This is a genomic window from Dellaglioa sp. CoH-57-MRSF-22 (genome assembly GCF_056781895.1).
Window position 1 is genome coordinate 1 of record NZ_JBXAXT010000027.1, and the last position, 754, is coordinate 754.

Annotated in this window: 2 protein-coding genes; both read left to right on the top strand. The window is 55.4% G+C overall.

From position 1 onward, the window contains the following. Positions 1–486: hypothetical protein (locus AC1RPR_RS07905; protein WP_481763418.1), on the top strand; the 486-nt coding region annotated here is incomplete at its 5' end. Between the two features lie 11 nt (positions 487–497). After that, positions 498–743, top strand: coding sequence for a hypothetical protein (locus AC1RPR_RS07910; protein WP_289862567.1), 246 nt, complete (start codon positions 498–500; stop codon positions 741–743). Positions 744–754: the final 11 nt, after the last annotated feature.

Sequence of the window (754 nt, forward strand, 5' to 3'; positions counted from 1 at the left end):
CCAACTAACCCACTAGGGGCCAGCATGAAAGCAAAGCGCAAAATCGAGTATCACGGGGACATTAACCCGGAACACGGGGGCTATCTTTATAGCCTGCATACGGCGCGCGACGGCTGGGGTTATATCAATGTCGTGCGAATTTTTCCGTGTGTTGACGCGGGGCTCGCGGAAAATGAATTCTGGGTTGAGCGCCTGACCGTGAATTTGCCCGATGACCCGGTAACGGAAGCGGACGTGTTGTCCGTTATCGGCCTGTCACTGGCTGAGTACGAGGCGGAAACCAATGAGGAAATGCGCCTCTGTACCATGCTTGATGCGTGTCTCGCCTATGGGAAGTATGACAAGGACGTAGACGATGCGGTGCGGATCGGGAAACGTGACCGGCTTGCGCGCGAGTGCCTAGAAGATGCCGTTGTTAACGTGCAGCTTCGCGGTAACGCCACAATCATTAACTACGCGCGTCAGGTTGCGCGCACCTTTATCTAAGGGGCTGAAAAATGCGCGAATGGTTGCGTGATAATATATGGGGGCTGCTGTTGATTGGCGGTATGTTCGCGGTCTGGACCGGGGAATTTTGGATGGTGCAGAGCGTGCACTGGTGGAAATTTCACGCGGGCGCATTCTTTGGTCCGGGCTATATCGTGATCGCGATGGGCGCGCACCTGATTCTACGTGATTCGGCGTTGACTCGCGACAGTCTGCGCCGCGCGTACGATGAAGGTTTCACAGACTACCGGGATTGATACCGGAACGA